The organism is Nodularia spumigena CCY9414, assembly GCF_000340565.2.
GTDB lineage: Bacteria > Cyanobacteriota > Cyanobacteriia > Cyanobacteriales > Nostocaceae > Nodularia > Nodularia spumigena.
Genome location: NZ_CP007203.1, coordinates 103,872 through 120,753, shown reverse-complemented (window position 1 = coordinate 120,753; position 16,882 = coordinate 103,872). Strand labels below are relative to the sequence as shown.

Here is a 16,882-nt window from a genome sequence, read left to right as displayed (position 1 = left end):
AATTGAGACTATTGCCGACGCGAAAACCAAGCAATGATGGTGGTAGTCTTTTTCAGAAACTTAATTGGAACACAATCGCGTCTGGCTAAGGCGTGAAAGTCTACTGAGGGATAACTGCTCCCATGCTCCCGTTGAAGTAGAAAGTAAAGTCTAGTTTTGTCTAGGTTTTATATAGCAGAAACACCGATAGCGAAATCTACAAATATTAGCTAACGCTCAATGCAACCAAAATTACAGTGGTGACAATTAATGTAGCTAATACACCCTGTACAGAATATTGGCGTTGCTGCTCTTGGTTGGGCTGGTTAGCGTAATACATTTTGGGTTCGTTGGCGTAGTTATGTGAACTACTCAGACTTGCCTGCGGCTGGAGTCTGAGCTTCCCAATTCATCGGTAACAGCCTCAAAAACTCCATAGTTTTTTTGGTCTGACATTCCCTCTCTGGGCAGGAGTCCTTCCAAGACCCAAATCTTTCTCTTGCAACACTTACCTAGACAGCTTGGTTTTCGCTTACGGCATTGGTGGTCAAGACATTTAATATGTTACCAGAAAATACTAGGGATTCGTCATCCAAATGTATAGAGGTTCCATGTAACGTCTCTACAAGGGTTTTCGGCTCACGAATTTGCACAAACCGAGTAGTATTGGGAAGCGTTACGAATGCACCGATTCTTCAATCAGTGGGGTGCGGAGGTCTTCCACCATTGCTTGAATTTGAGGGGGAGGGGGTGGAGTCAGGCGAGAAACTACAAAGGTCACTACAAAATTAATTAACATACCTAAGGTGCCAATTCCTTCTGGAGAAACCCCAAAAAACCAAGGCTGCATACCCCCAAACTTAACGGCAATAATGTAGATGATGGTAAAAATTAAACCAACCAGCATCCCAGATATCGCCCCTTCAGAATTACTGCGCTTGTCGAAAATCCCCAAGAAAATTACCGGGAAGAAGCTAGCAGCAGCTAAACCAAAAGCAAAAGCCACTACTTCACTCACAAATCCCGGTGGATTTACTCCAAAATAGCCGGCAAGAACTAGGGACAAACCCACCATAATCCGCCCGAAAAACACCCGTTTTTGTTCTGAGGCGGTGGGATCGATGATGCGATAATAAATATCGTGGGCGACAGAACTGGAAATTACCAGCAATAAACCTGATGCTGTAGACAAAGCTGCGGCTAATCCACCTGCTGCTACTAAGCCAACTACCCAAGGAGCTAGTTTAGCTACTTCTGGGGTAGAAAGGACGATGATATCCCGATCAATTGTAATTTCGTTGGTGTCTTTATTGGGGGTTAACTGGAGACGACCATCTTGATTTTTGTCCTCAAAGCCTAGCAGTCCAGTTTTTTCCCACTTAGTCGCCCAGTCAAGCTGCTGCACTTCTGCAACGGTCTGATTATGCAGAGAATTGATCAGGTTATAGCGGGCGAACATGGCGAGCGCCGGAGCGGTAGTATAAAGAATGGCAATAAATAACAATGCCCAACCAGCAGAGAAACGGGCAGCCCTGACACTTGGGACTGTGTAAAACCGAACAATAATATGGGGTAAGCCAGCAGTTCCGACCATTAAGGCCACAGTTGTAAACAGCACATCAAGCATGGACTTGTTGACAAATGGCTGGGTATATTCCTGAAACCCTAAATCAACTTGGATTTGATTGAGTTGGTCGGCAACATCGCTGAAGGTAAATGCTAATTGGGGAATAGGATTACCTGTGAGCCGCCAGGCGATCGCAATTGCCGGAATTAAATAAGCAACAATTAACACAACATACTGTGCTACCTGTGTCCAGGTAATACCTTTCATCCCTCCTAACACAGCAAAAAAGCCGACAATCACCATACCGATGATCACACCCGTATTGATGTCAACTTGGAGGAAACGGCTGAAAACAATGCCCACGCCCCGCATTTGCCCAGCAACATAAGTGAGGGAGACGAAAATAGCTGCAATTACTGCCACTAAACGAGCAATATTTGAATAATAGCGATCGCCCACAAAATCCGGCACTGTATATTTACCAAATTTCCGCAGGTAAGGAGCCAACAGCAAGGCCAACAGCACATAGCCACCAGTCCAACCCATCAGATAAATAGAACCGTCATACCCCAAAAAAGAAATCAGCCCCGCCATTGAAATAAACGAAGCGGCTGACATCCAGTCAGCCGCCGTCGCCGCACCATTAGCAATTGAGGGTATCCCCTGTCCGGCGATAAAAAAGTCTTTACTATCTTTGACTCGTGATTGCCAACCAATATAAATGTAGCCAAGGAAGGAGAGTCCAACCAATAAAATAGTCCAAATTTCAACTGACACAGGTTTCCCTCACTTCTTGATATTATGTTTGCGGTCTAACTTGTCCATTTGAAAGGCATAAATGAAAATTAAAGCTACAAATACCAGAATTGATCCTTGCTGTGCCATCCAAAAGCCAAAGGGTACGCCGAAAAAACGTATCCCGTTCAATGGTTGAACCAGCAAAATACTGAAAACTATAGAAACCAGCGCCCAGACAATTAAAAGATTACGAATTAAAGCAGTATTAGCACGCCAGTAAGAACGACGCTGATCTTCATCCATTTTTGTTTATAGTAAGTGCATCATTAATAATATCAACATTTCTGGCTCTTATCCTGTCTAACTTATTGTGTAGTTTTTTAAAGTTTTAGTAAAATTTTTTACATTTATAGTAGCAAAAATTACCGCTTATATAGCTGGGGAGTGGTCCGTGGTCCGTAGGGTAAAAACCTTTCGGTGTCTCACTTTTATGATCAGTTTATGGTTCTTGGCAACTTTTGGTGATCTTGGTTGGGGCAATGCAGGAGGCAGACGGTAGAGGGCAGAAGGAAGGAGGAAGGAAAAATTCCCACAATTGAAGCTTTGCTTGGATTACAGAACATCTGCATCATAAAAATATTATGCTCTTTACTGGCTATCTTTCGTGCCTTATCCTCTGGGACTGGAACCTTCATGCTTAATTACTTTTTAACTATTTGAAGATTTTATCATCAAGAAACAACGGTTTCCTTGATAACTACAATTCCTATTCCCTTCCTAACCAAGAATACCAGTAATTAAAGGTGCGTTAGCCTACGGCATAACACACCCTACGTTAAATTTTTTCGCCGACTTACTTATCCTTAAACAACTACAAAATTCACCAACCTTCCAGGAACTACAATCACCTTTTTAATTTCCTTCCCTTCAATGTAACGTTGAACTAATTCCGACTCACGGGCGTACTTCTCCAACTCTGCTTTATCAGCTTGTGCAGGAACTTCAATATCAGCACGCTTTTTGCCGTTAATCTGAATTATCAAAGTAATTTCGTCAGCTACCAAAGCCGCCGGGTCAAAAGATGGCCAAGTTTGAGTGTGGATAGAATTAGTATTACCCAATGACTGCCACAATTCATCAGCAATGTGTGGGGCAAAAGGCGCTAACATTATCACTAAAGTCTGAATACCTTCAGCATAAATTGGTGAATTTTTGCAGTCAGCATCAGTTAAAGCATTACTTAACTTCATCAATTCAGAAACGGCGGTATTGAATTGATATTCATCTTCTAAATCTTCGGTGACAGCTTGAATAGCTGTGTGAATTGCTCGCCGTAATTCCTTTTCTGGCTTACTTAAATCAGAGAGTTGGGCTTTCTTACGTGATACTCCAGCCGTAGCATAATCTGTCACCAAGCGCCACACCCGATTTAAAAAGCGAAATTGCCCTTCGACATCCGCTTCATCCCATTCTAGGTCTTTTTCTGGGGGTGCTTTGAACAAAATAAACATCCGCGCAGTATCAACACCATACTTACTAATTACGTCTTCTGGTGCTACACCATTACCCTTAGATTTAGACATGGTGGCATACAGGCGTTGCAATGGTTCCCCTGTCTGCGGGTCGCGGGGGTCGGCTGCATTCACCAAATTAGAGGGAACCCATTTATCTTTACCGCCCTTATTCGGATTCATGTAAGTTAAACCCTGTACCATACCTTGAGTTAACAGGCGTTGAAAGGGTTCATCAAAGTTTAATAAGCCTCTGTCGCGCAGTACCTTAGTAAAGAATCTGGAATATAATAAATGTAAAATGGCGTGTTCAATGCCACCCACATACTGGTCTACAGGCATCCAGTCATTAGTTTTGGCGGGGTCGAATACCTGTTGTTCATTTTGTGCATCAGGATAGCGCAAGAAATACCACGAGGAATCAATGAAGGTGTCCATTGTATCGGTTTCTCGCTTCGCTGGAGTGCCGCAAGTGGGACAAGGGACATTTACCCAGCTTTCTAACTGAGTCAAAGGTGAACCACCACGTCCAGTTAATTCCACTTCTTCGGGTAACTTAACTGGCAAATCTTCATCTGGGACTGGAACTATGCCACAATTTGGGCAGTGAATTACTGGAATAGGTGCGCCCCAATACCGTTGTCGGGAAATTAACCAATCTCGCAAGCGGTACTGAATTCGCAGTTTACCAAAATTTTGTTCTTCAGCATATTTAATGATTGCGGCTTTGGCATCTGGGGAATTCATGCCTGTAAAAGACCCAGAATTAATTAAAATTCCTGGTTCTGTATATGCTTCGTTATATTCAATTTTAATCAGTTTTGTGATTTCTTCTGTTTCTGATGTTGGTGTTAAGTCAAAATCAGCTACATCTTCGGGGGACGCAATCACAAATTCAATAGGTAAATTATAAACACGGGCAAATTTAAAATCTCGCACATCATGAGCCGGTACACCCATGACTGCACCCGTACCATATTCATACAGTACATAATCGGCAATCCAGATGGGTACTTCTTCGCCTGTAAAGGGGTTAAAAACTTTACCACCGGTGGGGATACCGCGCTTGGGTTTGTCTTCGGCTGTACGTTCTAATTCGCTTTGCTGAGAAACTTCTTGAATAAAGGCTGCTACGGCTGTTTTTTGTTCTGGGGTGGTGACAACTTGGGTTAAAGGATGTTCTGGTGCTAATACCAAATAGCTGACACCATAAATCGTATCTGGGCGGGTGGTGTAAACAGCGATTTTTTCATCCATCCCCACTACAGGAAATTCTAAATAAGCGCCTGTGGATTTACCAATCCAATTAGCTTGCATTAATTTGACCCGTTCCGGCCAACCTGTTAATTTATCTAAATCATTCAGTAATTCTTCGGCGTAGTCGGTAATCTTTAAAAACCACTGCCGTAATAGTTTGCGCTCAACTTTTGCCCCACTGCGCCAAGAACGTCCTTCGTTATCAACTTGTTCGTTGGCGATGACAGTTTGGTCGATGGGGTCCCAGTTGACTGCGGCTTCTTTTTGATAAGCTAATCCGGCTTGCCAGAATTGCAAAAAAATCCATTGTGTCCATTTATAATAATCTGGGGAACAAGTGGCAAGTTCGGTTTCCCAGTCGATAGCCAAACCCAGACGCTGTAATTGCTGCCGCATTTGGGCAATATTTTGATAAGTCCACTTGGCTGGGGGAACTCCTCGGTCAATGGCGGCGTTTTCTGCTGGTAAACCAAAGGCATCCCAACCCATTGGATGCAGCACTTTATACCCTTGCATTCGCTTGAGTCGTGCAATCACATCGGTAATTGTATAATTACGGACGTGACCCATGTGGAGGCTGCCCGATGGATAGGGGAACATGGAAAGAGCGTAGAATTTCGGCTTGTGACTATTTGCAGGTGTCTTATCTAAGCCAAGTTCTGCCCATGTTTGTTGCCATTTTTCCTCAATGTCTGCGGGGTTATATCGGGAATCCACCAAAAATTCTCCTACGGGACTGTAATCGTGTCTGCTTACATATTGTAGATGCTAGATACTGTATTGAGTTGATCAAAAATAAGATTTCCTGTGGGTAGGTTCAAACCCGGTGAATTATCCCAGTTAATAACTCTTGATACTAATGTGACAGCTAAGTTACAAAGCTTCAAAGTCGGCTGTAAATCCAGCCAAGTTTGCACATTCTTCTTGAAAAGCTTCAGCATCACTGACATCTTCTATTTTATATCCCATGATCCGCGTGCCATCTGGCATTTTCTTAGAAGAAATACACTCGCCTTGATACTGGTCTGACATCGATTTGAAGTTAGCACCGTGTTGTTTCCAAGCATCACCGGAACAAGTCACATTAACCCGCCACATAATTTATCTGATTTACTAGCTATTAATACTGATTATCTCACAAAGGTTACAAAAAAGGGGAACAGGGAACAGATAAGAGACTTTAGTTCGGAGTTTAAAGCTCAGTCAAACAGGAATTACGCAAAAGCCCTCTCAAATCCTTATTCCTCTTAAATAAGTCATCTGCTGTAATAGTTAATTATCGCGCTTTTCTATCTAAAGGAAGTGTCTATTTTTCAAGCCCTCCATCATAATGTAGATGAAAGATAATGTCTGAAAAATTTTATCCACTTAGCTAAATAGGAAAGCTGCAAAATGCCTAACAACATTAAAGAACAAATTCAAACTGATTTACAGCAGGTTAAAGAAACCGGACAGTTAAGAACTGAGCGCATTCGCGAAATTGTTAAGTCTGCTGTTTCTCAGTTAGGTTCGGAGTTGAAAGCAGGTTCTAGTGATATTCGTTATCTGGTAAAAGATGCGGTTTCTGCTGTAGTTGAAAACTTGCAAGGTAAAGGTGCGGAAATCAGAGAAGAGGTGACAGCTTCCATTGAAGGGGCGTTGGAAGGTGTTAACAGTAAAAGACATGAATCTATTGCGAAAACTCAAGCGGAAGTGAAAAAGCTGCAAGCTCAACTTGATAATGAAGAGGAACAAATTCAGCAAGAAGTTGATGGTATTTTAGCAGAAATTGAAGAAACTGGCAAGGACAAAACTGAGGATACTAAAAATGCCATTGCATCGGCGATTAATGCTATTCGGGATAGTGAAGAAGTCTCTTTGTTAAAGAAACGTTACGCTCAATTACAAGCGCAATTATCCATTGTCAGAGCGAATTTGGCGGCGCGTTACGGCGGACGGGATGGTGAAGTGAAGGATTATATCGATGAGGCAAAACACTGGTATGATCAAGCACGTCCAAAAGCTGAAGCTGTTGCTACACAAGTAGACGAGAAGCGATCGCAACTAGAAGATAAACTAGGTGAAGCTGGTTCGGCTTTAGCTAAAAAAGAGCGTAAAATTAAACAAACTCTACGGGAATTGCTGCTATCAACGGCTGATATGTTCAAAGATAAAGAACCTGCTGATAAACATGAGCAACTTACTAAGAAGTAGGCTGGTTTTTGCAATATCCATGAGGGTATTGCAAATACAGATGTTTACAGATTTATCAGCCAAAAAATAGGGGGGTTAATCCCCACCTCATTTTAGTTTAGTAACTACGTCTCTCTCCATTCATTTGTTCTTCGTGTTTAGCAATAACCCAAACTGCGTGGATGCTACCGGGAAGCCAACCGAGAAGCGTCAGTAAAATGTTAATCAACAAAGTTGGACCAGCGCCGACTGTGAGAAAGACACCTAGAGGAGGTAAAACTAAACCTAAAAGTAAACGAACTATTTTCATGATGGATTTATTTGTTGAATTACGTTTTTGAGAGAAGGCTGAATTACGATATTCAGCTAATAATAATTATCTAGAGGGTAATTCCCCTGGAGTATTGACATCGCCACTGCTTTTTAAAGCAGGATTTCTTTCGGCAAAATATTTGTTAATGAAGGTGCTAGCAAGAGATAGAATCACTGGACCGAGGATAAATGCGATAAGTCCACGAACTGCGAACCCAGGAACCAGCACTGCTGCTAACCAGAAACAAAAACCGTTAACTACTAGCGAAAATGCCCCTAATGTCAGGAAGTTAAGTGGTAAAGATAGAGTAGAAAGGACTGGTTTAACTGAACCGTTAATCAAACCAATTACTAAAGCCGCAATCATAGCTGCTGGAAAATTAGCAATGTTGACACCAGGTACAACTAAATCGACAATTAACAAGCTCAACGCTGTAGCTATGGCAGTTAAAAATGTTGCCCACATTGTGTTCACCTACTAAAAATAACAGATAGATTCTTGAGGAATCTTTTACTATTGTTGAATAATTACTCAGGTTTTACATCTCTTTAAAGATAGATTGAACTTCTACCATTTGGCTGATTGTTTACAGTCTGTTAGACCCCACCCCCAGCCCCTCCCCGCAAGCGAGGAGGGGAGATTTAACGAACCACAGAGGCGCAGAGAACACAGAGGGAGAGAAGACAGTATGTGTGAATAGAAAGGTTCTGTTATTGTTTTACGGCTTTTATTGATAAACTAATCCGTTTCAATTTTTCGTTAATTTCTAACACTCGGATTTTTACAACTTGTCCGACTTTGACGATTTTTTGAGGATCATCTACGAATCTATCAGCTAGTTGGGATATATGTACTAAACCATCTTGATGTACGCCAATATCTACAAATGCACCAAAGTTAGCTACGTTTGTGACAATTCCTTCTAATTCCATTCCCACTTCTAAATCGCTAATTTCTTTGATTCCCTCTCTAAATGTGGCATATTTAAATTCTGCACGGGGGTCTCTTCCTGGTTTGTCTAATTCGCTGATAATGTCGCGCAGTGTGGGTTCGCCTATGCTATCAGTGACGTATTTTTTCAGGTTGGTTTTTTTAAGTTTTTCGGCTATTTCGGTGACTTGATTTAAGGATACATCTAAATCAGCTGCGATCGCCTGCACGAGAGCATAACTTTCGGGATGCACTGCTGTATTATCTAAAGGGTTATCACCGTCACGAATTCGCAGAAAACCCGCCGCTTGTTCAAACGCCTTTGGTCCCAATTTAGCCACTTTTAACAATTGTCGGCGGTTCTGAAAAACTCCATGCTCATTCCGATAAGCAACAATGTTATTAGCCACCGTAGCCGTAATTCCCGAAACAAAGGTCAAAAGTTCCTTAGAAGCCGTGTTTAAGTCCACACCGACGTAATTCACGCAACTTTCTACAGTCTCATCTAGTTTCTTTTTCAGCAACTTTTGATCCACGTCATGCTGATATTGTCCCACACCGATAGATTTCGGGTCAATTTTCACCAGTTCCGCCAGAGGATCTTGCAAACGGCGACCGATACTAATTGCACCACGCACGGTAATATCTAAATGGGGAAACTCTTCTAAAGCCACTTTACTCGCAGAATATATCGATGCGCCAGACTCATTTACCATGACTTTAACCGGTTTGCGATCGATAGTTTGTAATACCTCGGCGACAAACTCATCTGTCTCACGGGAAGCTGTACCGTTACCAATAGCAATTAAGGAAATCTGATATTTTTCAATCAAATTTATCATAGTTTGTGCAGCTTTGGCGCGTTGTTCAGCCGCTTGATGGGGAAAAACCGCTTGGTATTCTAAAAATTGTCCGGTTTGGTCGAGTACCGCAACTTTACACCCAGTTCTAAACCCTGGGTCTATAGCTAATGTCGGTTTCATTCCTGCTGGTGCAGATAAGAGTAATTCTCGCAGATTTGCTTCAAAGGTTTTAATCGACTCCATATCAGCATAGGTTTTCTTTTGAGAAATTACCTCACCGATAATGGAAGCTTTCATAAGGCGATTGAATGCGTCTTTGAGCATCGCCTGATAAAAATCGCGAATTATCCGAACTTTCGCCTTAATTTCCTTTGATTCCAGATAATCAAGTACCAAATCTTCATCAAAAGCAATTTCATAGTTTAACACTCCCTCTGCTTCACCGCGACACAAGGCGAGCAGATTATGAGGTGCAATATTTCTCACCCGAATTTGATAGTTGCGGTACATCTCAAACTTGGTTGTACCTTCGGGATGATCCTTTTTGATATCAGAGACAAATACCCCCTCAGCTAGGAAGTAATCACGCAGATATGCACGCAATTCGGCTTTTTCTGCTACTTCTTCTGCTAAAATATCCCCAGCACCTTTGAGCGCTTCTTGTGCTGTTTTAACTCCCTGAGTCTCAGAAACATATTTTCCTGCGGCTTCTTCTAGTGAGGCTGTTGCAGCATTTGGGACATTGAGCGACTTGATGAACTCCGCTAAAGGTTCCAAACCTTTTTCTCTAGCTATAGTGGCGCGGGTGCGGCGTTTTGGTCGATAGGGGAGATATAAATCTTCCAGTTCGGTTTTTTGTAAACAGGCGGTAATTTTGGCTTTGAGTTCATCTGTGAGTTTACCTTGTTCAGCGATCGCATTTAAAATTACCGATTTTCTAGCTGCTAATTCGGTTAAATAAGCATATCGCTCAAACAAGTCCCGCAATTGGACTTCATTCATTTCCCCGGTGCGCTCTTTGCGGTAACGTGCAATAAAGGGAACTGTCGCACCTTCTGCTAAAAGTTCTAACGCGTTTTCGATTTGATGAGGTTTGAGGTTTAATTCAGTCGCCAGTAGTTGAGGAATGTTGAGCATCGGGTGTTTAATTTAAAAAAGTTCCTTCTAAATGTAATATGCTAGATCGTCCACTCAGTAATAGCAGCCAGCATTAACTTAGTTACCGGGTTTTTGCGTAATCTAGACGGTTAATTGACCACAAGGATTTTGCATAAAATCTACTTAGTTGTATAATAAACAACAATTATCAAAACAGTTTGCGTCTGCTTTTATCCATTTTTGCATTTTAGTTCCGAGGATAGTAAAAATGCACTTATCTTTTTTGATTCCCCTTTGTACTGGTTTAGCTATCGGCTATGTATCTAAAAAGTGTGATGGTGAAATAGCTTATCTCATCAGTTTATTTACAGTTCTCAGTTTAATTTTAAGTTTAGTATTAGCCCCTTGGCAATTTCAGCTAGTGGTATTAATTCTGGTTCTGGTAAGTACGGATAGATTTTTACTTAAAAATTAAGTGTTAAATAGTATAGATATATTTGAGAGCATTTTCTCACGCAAAGGCGCATTCGGCGTTCGCGCAGCGTCCCGAAGGGAAGCCGTTCCCGAAGGGTAGGCGCAAAGGTAGAAAGAAAAAGAAAGGTAATTTTGGCATTTCATACTCTGATTCAGCAACACCCGCAATTTTAGCGCCACCTACAAAAAGCTGTATAAATCTTACAGTCCGTTTCAACGGACTTCTGCTATTAGACGGAGAATTTATTCTCTGGCGGGATATGGAATAGGCGGATAATTTCCTTTGTCCCTAATCATATTTCTCAGGACAAAATTTACAAGTCTCGACGCGAGAGAAGAACACTACGCACCTCTCCCGCAACCGCTACCACCCAAAAAGGGAGGTGGCCTTCAGGTGAAGTCAAATCAAAAATAATATCCTTGTAGTAGAACCACTTTCCTCTTTTTCTCCATCCTACCGTGTCCCCAAAGGCGCTCCAAATTTCACCATTAAAATCTCTCGTTCCCCCCAAACTTTGATAAATACGTTTCTGCACAGAAAAACCAAAGCGCCCATTGCTGTATTTTACCCACAACTGGTCAATAGTGCGGAGGTCTTCACAAGGAAACTTCTCAATACTTTCAACATCTAACCAACCTTCTTCTTCCCGCTTCATCACCGCTAACATTACGCGCCTTGTTTCCTCATCCGCTTCTCTCCATTTCCAAGCAGCGAGTAAATCACCCAGCTTCCCATAATCCATCCCCACAGATGATATTAGTCCCCCCTCCTCGCTTGCGGGGAGGGGGTTAGGGGGTGGGGTTATTGTCTTTTTCCTTACAGGGTTAGGGGGTGAGGTTATTGTCTTTTTTCTTACAGGGTTAGGGGGTGAGGTTATTGTCTTTTTTCTTACAGGGTTAGGGGGTGAGGTTATTGTCTTTAAAACATTCACAACTTCTGCAACAGATTGATAACGCTGCTTAGGGATAGGATTTGCTAACCTTTCCAAAATCTTCCCTAATTCATCACCAACAACATTACCATTCAAATAATCTCGCCATACCCATTCCCCCTCCATCACATCATATAAATCAAAGGGACTGATGTGAGTTAATAAATGCAGACAAGTTACCCCTAAACTATATAAATCACTAATATATTTAGGTTTTCCATGCAACTGCTCAGGAGCGCAATATTCCGCCGAGCCGATAATTGTTCCTGTAGCTGTGCGCTGTTTTTGCTCTACTACCTTAGCTGCGCCAAAATCCACTAAAAATAATTTATTGTCAGCACTGCGACGAATGATATTTTCTGGCTTAATATCTCGGTGAATTACTTGTTGACTGTGAACAAACTGCAAAATATCCAATAGTTCTATTAATAATTCTCGAATCTGCTGTTCTGAGAAAACACCATTTTTGTCTAACTCAGCTTGTAGAGTTTCCCCTTTCACAAATTCTTGAACTAAATATTGGCGATTATCTGCGGTGAAATAAGCCATTAATTCTGGAATTTGGGGATGCTTACCCAACTCTTCCAAACGTTCTGCTTCTTGGCTAAACAACTGCGAAGCCTTATCAATACTGTCTGTTCCTTGTGCTTGGGGTAAAAACTGCTTAATCACACAAAAGGGTTTTGATGGCTTATCTTCATCAATGGCTAAAAAAGTCCGACCAAAACCCCCTTGTCCTAAAATTGACTGAGGCGCATACCTTTCTCGCAGAAGTAACTTGCTCCCGCACTTCTGGCAAAATTGGAAATTATCAGGGTTAGGGTAGAGACAGTCAGGATTCAGGCATTGACGCATAGACTCAAAACCGGGCATTCTGTGATAATTTTAACCCAAGTTCAGGATAATGGTGGGTTACTGTGATAATTTTAACCCAAGTTCAGGATAATGGTGGGTTACGCTGCGCTAACCCACCCTACATGGACGTACTCGGACTCGAACCGAGGAACCTCTACGATGTCAACGTAGCGCTCTAACCAACTGAGCTATACGTCCTTAACCACACGAAAACCTAATATAACATATATTTTACAGGAAAGCAAATATTAATTTTCATGCCGTCAGTCCACAGATGCACGGCGGACTATTCTTTGCTGCTAACAGTAGTATTTGTATCTCGGCTGAGGTTAGTCTTCCCAATGATCAGAAAAAAAATACACTTGCAATACTGACGCAAAATTTTTCATAAAGCCTAATTTTATTGTATATTCTTTGTTCATGGCTGTTTGTAATTTTGTTAATTATGTGTCAATTTTAACTGAGTAACGTGTGTTTTTTGATCCTTATTGGAAAAGAAGTTTGAATAGTTAAAAGTTGTTTAAATTAGTTTCAGGACTTACGCAAAATCATGAAAAAACGAACCACATTCGCGTAGCGTCTCCCCTTGGGAGAAGAACGCGAAGGACACGAAGGAAAGAGGGTTGCAGAGAGTTATTGCGTAAGTCCTAAGTTTAAAAAATTATAATATTGATCATAAAATATTCAATATTGAAAATGCTAACTGCTTTAATAACTGGTGCATCTAGTGGTATTGGTAAAGCCTTTGCCCAAGAATTAGCTACACGCAAGACAAACCTGGTTTTAGTTTCCCGTTCCGCAGAAAAACTTAATCAACTAGCAAAAAAACTACAAGACCAATACAATATTCAAGTTGATGTTATTGTTAAAGATTTAACAGAAACTGATGCACCTGCGGCTGTATTTGATATAACTAAAAGTAAGGGTTTAACCATTGATTTATTAATCAATAATGCTGGTTTTGGTGACTATGGTGATTTTGCCGAAAGTGACAGAGAACGGCAAATAAAAATTGTACAGCTTAACGTTTTGGCATTGGTAGATTTAACCCATAAATTTCTACCTCTTATGCGTCAACGCCATTCTGTCGGCATTATTAACGTATCTTCAATTACAGCATTTCAACCAATACCATATCTTTCTGTTTATGCTGCTAGTAAAGCTTTTATTCTCAGTTTCAGTGAAGCACTTTGGGCAGAAAATCGTCCCTATGGTGTGGGTGTCCTAGCTACTTGTCCAGGCCCCATAGAAACCAACTTTTTTGTAGAAGCTAACTTTCCGACAGCTTTAGCAGGAAATACAGATAAGGCTTATTCTTCTGAAGAAGTTGTGCGTGAATCATTAAAGGCTTTAGAAAATCATCAACCAACACTGGTTATGGGTGACATTAAAACTCAAATCAGAAGTACATTAGCTCGATTAGTACCCCGAAAAATTCTATTGAATATGTTAGCCAGACATTTTAAATCTTAAAATATTTATAGCCGAAAATACATTTAAATTTATTAATAAGTTATAATTAGACTTGTGTTTTTGTAAAATTTTCACATGGAATCAAAAAATCCTGTGATCACAACGCAAAGAAGATTTTCTTGATGTTTAGTGCATTTATTGTTGCTTGCGGTAGAACCCATCTGATGGATGTGTGGACGCGTTGGTATCCTACTTATTGGCTATCGGGGTTAATCAAAGCTATCACAGCCTTTGTGAGCGATATTGGAGTAGAATTTAAAATAGATTTTCCTATAGTATAAATAAACTTTGGTTACACATGAAAATTACAAAAATTGTCATAGTAGAAGATGAAGCTATTGTTGCCAAAGATTTACGTAATCGGCTACAAAAATTTGGTTATATAGTTTCTGCTATGGCTGCTTCAGGACAAGAAGCAATTAATAAGTCTTTAGAACTTTGTCCAGATTTAGTGCTAATGGATATTAGATTAAAAGGGGAAATAGATGGTATCCAAGCGGCTAATGAAATTCACAAGCATTTGGATATTCCCATAATTTATCTGACGGCTTATGCTGATAATAAAACTTTAGAACGTGCCAAAATTACTGAGCCTTTTGGCTACTTACTCAAACCTTTTAAAGAAAGAGAGCTACAAATAAATATTGAAATAGCTCTGACTAAACATAAATTAGAAAAGCAATTAAAAACGCATCAAAAATGGGTATCTACACTCCTGAAAAGTATCAGCGATGGAGTCATTTCTAGCGACTTTGAAGAGTTAGTAACTTTTATGAATCCTGTGGCTGAAACTCTCACGGGCTGGAAACAAGAAGAAGCTTGTGGGAGAAATTTATCGGAAGTATTTAAGATTGCCAATGGAGAAACTCACGAGCTTTTGGAAAGTCCGATCACAAAAGTCTTGCAAGATGGTAATATCGTTAGTTTACCAGCAGAAACTGTTCTGATTTCTAAAAATGGTGCAGAGATTCCCATTCATGATAGTGCTGCGCCCATTAGAGATGATCAAGATCGGATTACAGGTGCGGTATTAATTTTCCGAGATATGACTGAGCGCAAACAGGTTATGGAGGCTCGTAAAAAGCAAAGTGAGCAAGAACAACTCGTAGCGCAACTAGCAGAAATCAATCAACTCAAAAATGAGTTCTTAAATTTATTGTCTCACCAATTGCGATCGCCTCTGAGCAATATGAAGATGATGATTCAAATGTTACAACTTTCTATCAGATCAGGAGAAAATCACCGCTATTTAAAAATGTTATCAGGTGAGTGCGATCGCGAAATGGCGCTAATCAACGATTTGCTAGACTTACAACGCTTAGAAGCTGACGGCTGTTTCTTGATTACCCCAGATGTGTTGCTCTTAGAACAGTTGATACCTTGGATAATTGCGCCGTTTCAAGTCCGTCTTCAAGAACATCAGCAAACTTTACAGTTAAATCTTCCCTCAAATCTGCCGTCACTATTATCAGATGGTACTAGCTTAGAGCGCATCTTGGCGGAATTACTCAATAATGCTTGCAAATATACTCCACCTGGTGGCGAAATTATCTTGAGTGTAGCTCACAATTCCTCGGAAATACCCCCCAAAACTATCATCACTAAAATTTGTTTATATATGAGGCTGCATATCACATTTGCAAATATTTGTATACAACTCTAAGATAGATGAATTGATATGAGTTTATAGCTAAAATAGCTGGATATGGTAAACACCTGGTATATATAAAGGCTTGGCACTTGTTCAAGCCTTTTTCATACTTCTGACACATGAATTAAATTTACGCAATATAAAATTGTATATAGCGTTTACTAATCTGCAAAATATCAGGATTTATCTGTGTTTATCTGTGTCCATCTGTGGTCGAATAATTCTGGGTATACCTCATTGAGGTAGAAATCGCTATATTAGGCTTAGAGAATATTTTAAAAGTTTTGAATGAATATAAATAGCTACTACAAAAATGTAGAAGCATAGCCACAGCAGTTCGGTATTTTTGGTCGCCAAAATGATTACCTGGACTGGAAGTGACTTTCGCCAAAACTAGTATGAAGTTAATATTTGGAGACTTCCAAAAGGAAGATGAACTATAAAAATAGTAACTTAAAATTATAGTCCAGTACGTTGTTAAGCACAGCAATAATCAAGGTTTGGTTTATAGCCAAACCTTTTTTTTATGATTAAACAAAGCAATTTATTATCAGTTTTTAGGTTATTTGCACACATCCTTTAGGAGGATGAACTAAAGGCATAGAAAGATTAAATTATTATTGGTGTAGTAAATGCTTGGTATACATAAGGGCTTGGCTTGTCCAAGCCTTTTTTCTTGAAAAGTTGGGTCAAATTTTCTCAGATTTAACATATGTCTATACAAGTTCAGCTACAGCAAATATTCCAACTTTGATTACCAATAGCTGAGTTTTTTTAGATTTATTTTTAAGTCATCTCATCTGAATATTTTAAACTGAGCCAAGGCGATGAGCGATCGCCTCGTGCAATATTACAATTATCATTACATTTGTGAGTTTGTGGCTAAATTTTGCTGTAGTCACTCCCACACCCTGCAAAGCCCTCTCAAGCTAGGAAATTTTAAGATTTGTAAACTCTGATAGACTCTCTAGTTGGCTAGAGAGTTTAGGATAAATATAAGGTAAATCTCCGCCATGCGTCAGTAAAAGCCAAACTTAATCGCTGACGACAGTGGAAAGCACCCCCTACAGCCATAAAGATGGCTGAATTAGCTTTACAGACTGCAATTGAGCAGATACAAGCTTAGTCT

General features: G+C 40.4%; 14 protein-coding genes and 1 tRNA gene. 5 read left to right on the top strand and 10 right to left on the bottom strand.

Features of this window, described 5'->3' with window-relative positions; all coding sequences use genetic code 11:
• Positions 1-205 precede the first annotated feature (205 nt).
• From psb34 to NSP_RS00545, 5 genes are all read right to left on the bottom strand, one after another.
• Positions 206-355 carry a photosystem II assembly protein Psb34 gene (gene psb34, locus NSP_RS24945; RefSeq protein WP_231859581.1) on the bottom strand — a complete coding sequence of 50 codons (150 nt, stop codon included), beginning with the start codon at positions 353-355 and terminating at the stop codon, positions 206-208.
• A 300-nt stretch (positions 356-655) separates the two neighbouring features.
• Entirely contained in the window at positions 656-2,323 is a 1,668-nt protein-coding gene (locus NSP_RS00560) for a sodium:solute symporter family protein (RefSeq protein WP_006194325.1), read from the bottom strand.
• A 9-nt stretch (positions 2,324-2,332) separates the two neighbouring features.
• On the bottom strand, positions 2,333-2,587 hold the full coding sequence (locus tag NSP_RS00555; RefSeq protein ID WP_006194326.1) for a DUF4212 domain-containing protein: 255 nt from the start codon (positions 2,585-2,587) through the stop codon (positions 2,333-2,335).
• A gap of 560 nt (positions 2,588-3,147) precedes the next feature.
• Positions 3,148-5,769 (bottom strand): leucine--tRNA ligase, encoded by a 2,622-nt coding sequence (gene leuS, locus NSP_RS00550; protein WP_006194327.1) that lies wholly within the window; start codon positions 5,767-5,769, stop codon positions 3,148-3,150.
• Positions 5,770-5,925: 156 nt separating this feature from the next.
• Positions 5,926-6,150: a hypothetical protein gene (locus NSP_RS00545; protein WP_006194328.1), complete on the bottom strand. Its 225-nt coding sequence runs from the start codon at positions 6,148-6,150 to the stop codon at positions 5,926-5,928.
• A 294-nt stretch (positions 6,151-6,444) separates the two neighbouring features.
• Here NSP_RS00545 and NSP_RS00540 point away from each other — a divergent pair, with 294 nt between their 5' ends.
• Positions 6,445-7,245 carry a hypothetical protein gene (locus NSP_RS00540; protein ID WP_006194329.1) on the top strand — a complete coding sequence of 267 codons (801 nt, stop codon included), beginning with the start codon at positions 6,445-6,447 and terminating at the stop codon, positions 7,243-7,245.
• Between the two features lie 97 nt (positions 7,246-7,342).
• Here NSP_RS00540 and NSP_RS00535 read toward each other — a convergent pair whose 3' ends face one another.
• From NSP_RS00535 to NSP_RS00525, 3 genes are all read right to left on the bottom strand, one after another.
• Positions 7,343-7,534, bottom strand: coding sequence for a YqaE/Pmp3 family membrane protein (locus tag NSP_RS00535; protein WP_006194330.1), 192 nt, complete (start codon positions 7,532-7,534; stop codon positions 7,343-7,345).
• Between the two features lie 66 nt (positions 7,535-7,600).
• Positions 7,601-8,002, bottom strand: coding sequence for a phage holin family protein (locus tag NSP_RS00530; protein WP_006194332.1), 402 nt, complete (start codon positions 8,000-8,002; stop codon positions 7,601-7,603).
• 245 nt (positions 8,003-8,247) lie between these two features.
• On the bottom strand, positions 8,248-10,407 hold the full coding sequence (locus tag NSP_RS00525; protein WP_006194333.1) for a Tex family protein: 2,160 nt from the start codon (positions 10,405-10,407) through the stop codon (positions 8,248-8,250).
• A gap of 229 nt (positions 10,408-10,636) precedes the next feature.
• Here NSP_RS00525 and NSP_RS00520 point away from each other — a divergent pair, with 229 nt between their 5' ends.
• Complete coding sequence (locus NSP_RS00520) at positions 10,637-10,843, top strand: hypothetical protein (protein ID WP_006194335.1); 207 nt, start codon at positions 10,637-10,639, stop codon at positions 10,841-10,843.
• Between the two features lie 313 nt (positions 10,844-11,156).
• Here NSP_RS00520 and NSP_RS00515 read toward each other — a convergent pair whose 3' ends face one another.
• Together NSP_RS00515 and NSP_RS00510 are read right to left on the bottom strand one after the other, a co-directional pair.
• Positions 11,157-12,629 (bottom strand): GUN4 domain-containing protein, encoded by a 1,473-nt coding sequence (locus NSP_RS00515; RefSeq protein ID WP_173403321.1) that lies wholly within the window; start codon positions 12,627-12,629, stop codon positions 11,157-11,159.
• A gap of 123 nt (positions 12,630-12,752) precedes the next feature.
• Positions 12,753-12,827: transfer RNA gene (locus NSP_RS00510), tRNA-Val, on the bottom strand.
• Positions 12,828-13,325: 498 nt separating this feature from the next.
• Here NSP_RS00510 and NSP_RS00505 point away from each other — a divergent pair.
• The 3 genes from NSP_RS00505 to NSP_RS00495 all read left to right on the top strand — a co-directional run bounded on the left by NSP_RS00505 (position 13,326) and on the right by NSP_RS00495 (position 15,765).
• On the top strand, positions 13,326-14,102 hold the full coding sequence (locus tag NSP_RS00505) for an SDR family NAD(P)-dependent oxidoreductase (RefSeq protein WP_006194337.1): 777 nt from the start codon (positions 13,326-13,328) through the stop codon (positions 14,100-14,102).
• A gap of 80 nt (positions 14,103-14,182) precedes the next feature.
• Entirely contained in the window at positions 14,183-14,383 is a 201-nt protein-coding gene (locus NSP_RS00500) for a histidine kinase (RefSeq protein WP_444875312.1), read from the top strand.
• A gap of 17 nt (positions 14,384-14,400) precedes the next feature.
• Positions 14,401-15,765 (top strand): ATP-binding response regulator, encoded by a 1,365-nt coding sequence (locus tag NSP_RS00495; RefSeq protein WP_006194339.1) that lies wholly within the window; start codon positions 14,401-14,403, stop codon positions 15,763-15,765.
• The last annotated feature ends 1,117 nt before the right edge of the window (positions 15,766-16,882 follow it).